Genomic DNA, 6,277 nt, shown 5'->3' on the forward strand with positions numbered 1-6,277 from the left:
TACTAATAGCCCGAAGCTTTCCAATGCGGATAGTTCTGTTGTCCTCTCTCTTTTTGAATCTTTTCTTCCAATAACATGTCAATTGGTATTTAGTAGGTAGTACTTAGTATTTAGACCTTTGGTCCGTAATGCTTTCACTTACTAATTATTAAAAAGATATTCAGGTGCCTATATCGGCGGTGTCCACCTCTTCCCATTCCGAACAGAGAAGTTAAGCCCGCCAGAGCCGATGGTATTGCCGTAACAGGTGGGAGAGTAGGTCGGCGCCTATTTTTATACGAAAAGCCCGTGATCATGGATCATGGGCTTTTTTGGTTTTGGTAGGTTTTAAAGGTGGCATGTATTGTTGTCGTTTTGTTATTGTTTTGTCATCGTTAGACTCCGCTACCAATGACGTGTTTATGAAAAATACTGTAAGTAAGGTGTTTATGTATTACTGATTGCATTGACGTACCAGTCGTTCGACTCCGCTCACGATGACAATACTTGGCGGCACGTAATATAAAGGGTGCCGTAGTTTGTAAGCAATGCTTAACAAGCAATGCTACTTCATGTCATCACCTTCCAATAAATTTTGTAAACATTTTACCACCTCACGATGACAAACACAATGACAAACATGACGACAAACACGACGACAATAAGATGACAGCACATGCCAAACGCTTTCCCTCTCATTAACTTATTTTGCCTGATATTAAACCTATCTATTTTCCATTTGGGACTTTAACTATTTACCTTTATATTAAGGGGTTTTTAAAACTTATTAAGGGTTTTATTATTTAGTTTCAAATTATTAATCAATTATTAATACTGTAATTCGTTTTCATGAATATTTATGAGTTAATATCCATTGGATTATACATGTTGTTGATGATCCTGATTGGATTATATTCTTACAAGAAATCAACCAGTAACTCGGAGGAGTTCTTAATTGGTGGTCGGAAGATGGGAGCAGCAGTTACTGCGCTATCGGCCGGGGCTGCTGATATGAGTGGTTGGTTGTTGATGGGTTTGCCTGGGGCCATGTACTTATCTGGACTGTCTGCTTCCTGGATTGCCATCGGTTTAACCATCGGGGCTTTTTTAAATTATGTGATTGTAGCACCGCGGTTACGTGTGTATACTGAAGTAGCGAAAAACGCCATCACCTTACCCGTATTCTTCGAAAACCGCTTTCACGATAAGACCCAGCTGTTGAAGATTGTATCTTCTATATTTATTTTGGTCTTTTTTACTTTATATACCTCAGCGGGTATGGTATCGGGAGGACGCCTCTTTGAATCAGCCTTTGGGATGGATTACTATACCGGTCTGTTTAGTACCACCTTTGTGGTGGTGTTATACACCTTCCTAGGCGGCTTTCTTGCCGTTAGCTTAACAGACTTCGTGCAAGGTACCATTATGGTCACAGCGCTCGTTATATTGCCGATTGTTGTGATATTTCAAATCGGTAGCTTTGATGAAACCATGCAGCTTATTGAAAACAAGAATCCCAATTACCTCGATCTCTTTAAAGGGACCACGACGGTCTCCATATTAAGTTTGCTGGCCTGGGGCTTGGGTTATTTTGGGCAACCGCATATCTTGGTTCGGTTTATGGCGATAGAACGCGTTAAGGATATCCCTAAGGCGCGTAACATCGGGATCAGTTGGATGATTTTTACGGTTGGTGGCGCTATGCTGGTAGGCCTTTTCGGCATCGCCTATCTTCAAAAATTCGATGTAGCCAGCATGCAACGTTTTGACGGATCGAAAGAACTTGCCGAAACTATTTTTATTCACCTTTCTCGGGTACTTTTTCATCCCTTCATTGGTGGCTTCTTATTGTCGGCTATTTTAGCGGCCGTCATGAGTACCATTTCCTCCCAATTGTTGGTAACATCCAGCTCGATGACCGAAGATATCTACAAGACCTTTTTCAACAAGCAGGCGAATGCCAAGAATATGCTGTTGATGAGTCGCATATCCGTATTGCTGGTAGCGATTGTAGCCTTAATCTTATCCTTAAATCCAAAAGATAGTATCTTGAACCTAGTCGGCAATGCCTGGGCAGGTTTTGGTGCGGCCTTTGGCCCTATTATTATCCTTTCGTTGGTTTGGAAACGTACTACCGCCTTAGCAGGCTTGGTGGGCATGCTGGTCGGTGGAACCGTGGTATTGCTATGGGTATACCTTCCGCATCCGTATAAAGCCCTTTACGAAATGATTCCAGGCTTTATCAGCAGTTTCCTAAGCATTGTGATCATCTCCTTGATGAGTAAGCCCGTATCTCCGGCTATACAGGAGGAATTTGAGGAGGTCAATCGGCTTATAAAAAAGGGATAAGGAAAGTCTCTAAATTTAGTTAGCCGTTTTCTTTTCTTCGATGGTCAGCTTTTTGGTCAGGATGCGAAGCAGGGAATCCTTAGCTAATCCTTTTGGCGATCGGAAGTCGATATCCACAAATTGATCATAAACATTATACGTATTTTTTCCACATAGGCTATCGACCACCGTGGAAAGGGCATGTTGTTTCACGTTGATGTTGTAAATCGTATCTGCCGATTTTCGGATAAAGAAGAGATTTTCGGTGGTATCCCGGTATTGGGTCAGGTTAACTTCCAGTTGAAAGTTTTCGTTCTTTTCTTTTAGAATCGGATTCTTTAATTGGTAAATGGTACTGATCAAGGCAATGGTAAACACATTCCAGATGCCATAGAGCATCCAGTTGTATTGAAAGCCTAGCCTTACCCTTAAGAAAGAAAAGACGAAACCATCCATGATGTTCGATAACACAATAAACACACCCAGCACATAGAAGAGCGTATTTGCATTTTCAAAGTTGCTTAAGTGCGCTAAGCCATACAAAGCCACACTACTATACAGAAACCAGCGGTAGTTTTTGCGCCAAGTGTTTCGATGGATAACGTAGCTATAAAAGGGTTTGTATTTGAGGAAATAACGGAACAGCAATTCCTCAATAAGTGGCGCCAAGAGACCAACAGCGAGTAAATCTTGCCAAAAGGACTCGTCATGAGGCATTTTCTTGGTAAAGATGGGGTCTATTTGTTGCAGCAGGTACTCTAAAGGCAGAATGATGGAAAGAATCAATACCTTAAACAGGAACATGGTGAAAAACACCTTTGCATACGTGTCGTTGTTCTTGGCAAATAATTGTCTATCCGAAGGGTAAATAATAAAACTCCAAAAATGTTGAAGAATTTTCAGCATGTTTTTCAGTTAGAGGTAAGGATGTGTAAAGATATTAAAAAGTCCCTTCATTTTAGGAGGGACTTTTTAAATTTAAATTCGCTTAGCGCGTATAGAATTTTAGCTTACTGGCATGCTGTGCATCGAAGTACAAGCGATGCGTATTCTTGATATAGTCTTCTTTTTTAGCCTGGTAAATATCCATGAATTGGTTCGGGTTACGATCTACCAAGGGAAACCAGCTGTGCTGAATTTGAACCATCAATTTATGTCCCTTCTTAAAAGTATGGGCCACATCTGGCAGGTTTACCGTAACTGCAGTCACCTGATTGGGAACAAAAGGTGCCGGTTTGCTGAAGGAGTTTCTGAACTTGCCGCGCAGCACTTCCCCCCGAACCAACATCTGATAGTTGGCCATCAGCACCTCGTCATTCTTTGCCGGTAAGGCAGTCGTTGTATCCGGGTACACATCAATAATCTTCACAATAAAGTCGGCATCGGTACCCGTCATCGAAACCTGCAGGTCGGCAATCACCGGGCCAGCCAGGGTTAAGTCTTCTTCCAAGGCTTCTGTTTCGAAGAGCAGTACATCAGGTCGGGTAGCGGCAAATCGCTGGTCAGCAATCATATATTCCCGCGTTCGGCTGGTTATAATTCCATCTTGGGAAGGAACCGGTTTGTTCGGATCCGATTGGTATTCCAAGTAGGCTGCTCCTTCTTTGCGGTTACGACTTAAGGACCCATCGGCATTTAAATAAAAAGCAGATTCTTGCACGTCTTTTGGCGGCCACTGGTCGAAATGCTCCCAGCGGTTGGCACCCGTGAAATAGATATTCGCCTCGGCAGGATTAAAGTCGCCTTTCCCCTTCAAGTAATATTCAAAAAATGGTTTTTCATAGGCCTGCTGATAGGTAAGGCTTGTTTTTTCGCCAAAGCGGATATCGCCGAAGGAATCCCCATCCGATCTTACCCAACCACCGTGAAACCAAGGGCCCATCACCAGGATGTTGTTGTTCTTTTTATTGCGTTTTTCAATCTGTCTGTACGTTTCAAATGCACCGTAGGTATCCTCGGCGTCGTATAGGCCACCAACCACCATAACAGCAGGTTTTACGGCGTTTAAATGATGCGTAATGGTTCGGTTCATCCAAAAGGTATCCAAGGTACTGTGCTTGGCCAGGTTGTCCCAAAACTTCACCGTATGGCTGAGATATTTCGTCTTCAATTCCGAGAGGGTAGGGTTATCCATGAAGAATTTATACATATCCTTCCCTGGAAATTCGAAGCCTTTGGGGCCTTCCAAATCGGTAATCGGTTTAGGTCGTGGGGCATCGAAGATGTACATAAAGCGGAAGGCATCGGCGAGGAATAGGGCTCCGCCATGGTGAAAATCATCACCTATAAACCAATCGGTAACGGGGGCTTGGGGCGATACGGCCTTTAAGGCCGGGTGAGTACCAATTAAACCGGCCGTAGCATAAAAACCCGGATAGGAGATGCCATACATGCCCACCTTTCCGTTGTTTCCTTTGCTGTTTTTTACCAACCAATCGATGGTATCCCAGGTATCGGTACTTTCATCAATAGGCAGTTTATTGTCCTTGGTTCTGGTAGGGCGAATGTCTTCAAAGGTACCTTCACTCATCCATTTTCCACGTACATCTTGGTAAACGAAGATGTAGCCCAATTCCATCATCTCGGGAAAACTACCCAAGCTTTTTTTAAACTTATCTTTTCCGTAGGGTGCCACGGTATACGGCGTTCGGTTCAATAAAATAGGGTAGGTTTTGCTTTTGTCTTTTGGCGTATATATAGACGTAAACAAGCGTACGCCATCGCGCATGGTAATGTAAGTCTCCGTTTTATCGTAATGTTGCTGCACATCAAAATCGCTATGTTGTTGTGCAACAGCGTAAAGGCCCATACAAAGGCAAAAGAAACAGAAGGTTATTAATCTTTTCATAGTTTTTGGTCAGAAGATGAACCCGTGAATTTAGGTAATTTTAACCTTTTTTCCTTAAATTGCTTGCAAACAAACACATACTATATGAGTATCAAAGATGGATTTTTAGTAGAGTTGGAACGCGAAACCAACAATACCCGTAGAATTATTGATCGCTTAAAAGACGAAGATCTTGCTTATAAACCACATGAAAAGTCGATGTCATTGGGCGACTTATTGGGTCATGTAGTAGAACTGCACAACTGGGTAGGAACTGCTTTATTGAAAAATGACTTTAATTTACAAACAGACTATCAACCCCTTAAGCCAAGTACGGTTGCCGAACTCAAAGAAGCTTTAGATGCCGGCTATAAGGTAAACGAGCAACAAATTAGCAGCTTCCCGGAAGAAGATTGGTTTAAAACATGGACGATGCGCGTAGGCGATTACGTGATTGGCGAAATGCCTAAACTTGGTGCTTTACGCTTTGTTATCTTCAATCACCTAATTCACCATCGGGGGCAAGCTACAGTTTACCTTCGCTTATTGAATATCGCTGTGCCGGGTTTATATGGCCCTTCTGCCGATGAACAGAAATAGGTAAATCCTAAAAAGAATATCCCAAGCCCGGCCATCGACCGGGCTTTTTTGTGCTTGCTGCCCAATGCAGTCTCTCGCCGTAAGGCGCCTTTCACTGCCGCTGTAGCAGCTTCCGCTCTTCAAGTGTGTGCTAATACCCAAAATATAAAAGAAGCCGGCAGGGGGTCGCTAAAACAAGAAACAAGGATACCGTAGTTCTCCAGCTTTCTTATCTCCTCTCTTCTGGCTCCGATCTACCGACCTTCTTCCGTCTAGATCCCTTTCACTTCCCTTTCACACCCAATTGAAACCCCTTTCAAGCCCCTTCTGAATGGGGGCGGAATGGGGGCTGTATGGCTACTGAAAAGCAAGACAAAAACGAGAAACCGAAGGAGGGGTGGGCGGATGCGTAGAGAAGGGCAGAGGTTGTTGCTGGGCAGTAAAAAGGGATCAAGCTGAATTCTTGGGGGGAATAGTAAAAATTTCCTAGTTTAGCATCTTTAAAGCCGAAATCCCTTGCAAGACGCCGAACGTAAATTACTATCCTTATTGATGCCCGAAGGA

The 6,277-nt window shown here is 43.2% G+C and carries 4 protein-coding genes and 1 rRNA gene; 3 read left to right on the forward strand and 2 right to left on the reverse strand.

Annotated elements, in window-relative coordinates; all coding sequences use genetic code 11:
• Positions 1-160: 160 nt before the first annotated feature.
• Positions 161-272 (forward strand): 5S ribosomal RNA (gene rrf / locus GQF63_RS19480).
• A gap of 556 nt (positions 273-828) precedes the next feature.
• On the forward strand, positions 829-2,328 hold the full coding sequence (putP, locus tag GQF63_RS19485; protein WP_160370914.1) for a sodium/proline symporter PutP: 1,500 nt from the start codon (positions 829-831) through the stop codon (positions 2,326-2,328).
• Positions 2,329-2,343: 15 nt separating this feature from the next.
• On the opposite strand, the gene GQF63_RS19490 is transcribed toward putP, so the two are convergent.
• Both GQF63_RS19490 and GQF63_RS19495 read right to left on the reverse strand, forming a co-directional pair.
• Positions 2,344-3,213: a CPBP family intramembrane glutamic endopeptidase gene (locus GQF63_RS19490; RefSeq protein ID WP_160370915.1), complete on the reverse strand. Its 870-nt coding sequence runs from the start codon at positions 3,211-3,213 to the stop codon at positions 2,344-2,346.
• 82 nt (positions 3,214-3,295) lie between these two features.
• On the reverse strand, positions 3,296-5,155 hold the full coding sequence (locus GQF63_RS19495; protein ID WP_246163624.1) for a CocE/NonD family hydrolase: 1,860 nt from the start codon (positions 5,153-5,155) through the stop codon (positions 3,296-3,298).
• An 84-nt stretch (positions 5,156-5,239) separates the two neighbouring features.
• Between GQF63_RS19495 and GQF63_RS19500 the strand changes: the two genes are divergently transcribed.
• Positions 5,240-5,734: a DinB family protein gene (locus GQF63_RS19500; RefSeq protein ID WP_160370916.1), complete on the forward strand. Its 495-nt coding sequence runs from the start codon at positions 5,240-5,242 to the stop codon at positions 5,732-5,734.
• Positions 5,735-6,277: the final 543 nt, after the last annotated feature.

It is taken from the genome of Sphingobacterium humi (assembly GCF_009768885.1).
In the GTDB taxonomy this organism is placed as follows: Bacteria; Bacteroidota; Bacteroidia; order Sphingobacteriales; family Sphingobacteriaceae; genus Sphingobacterium; species Sphingobacterium humi.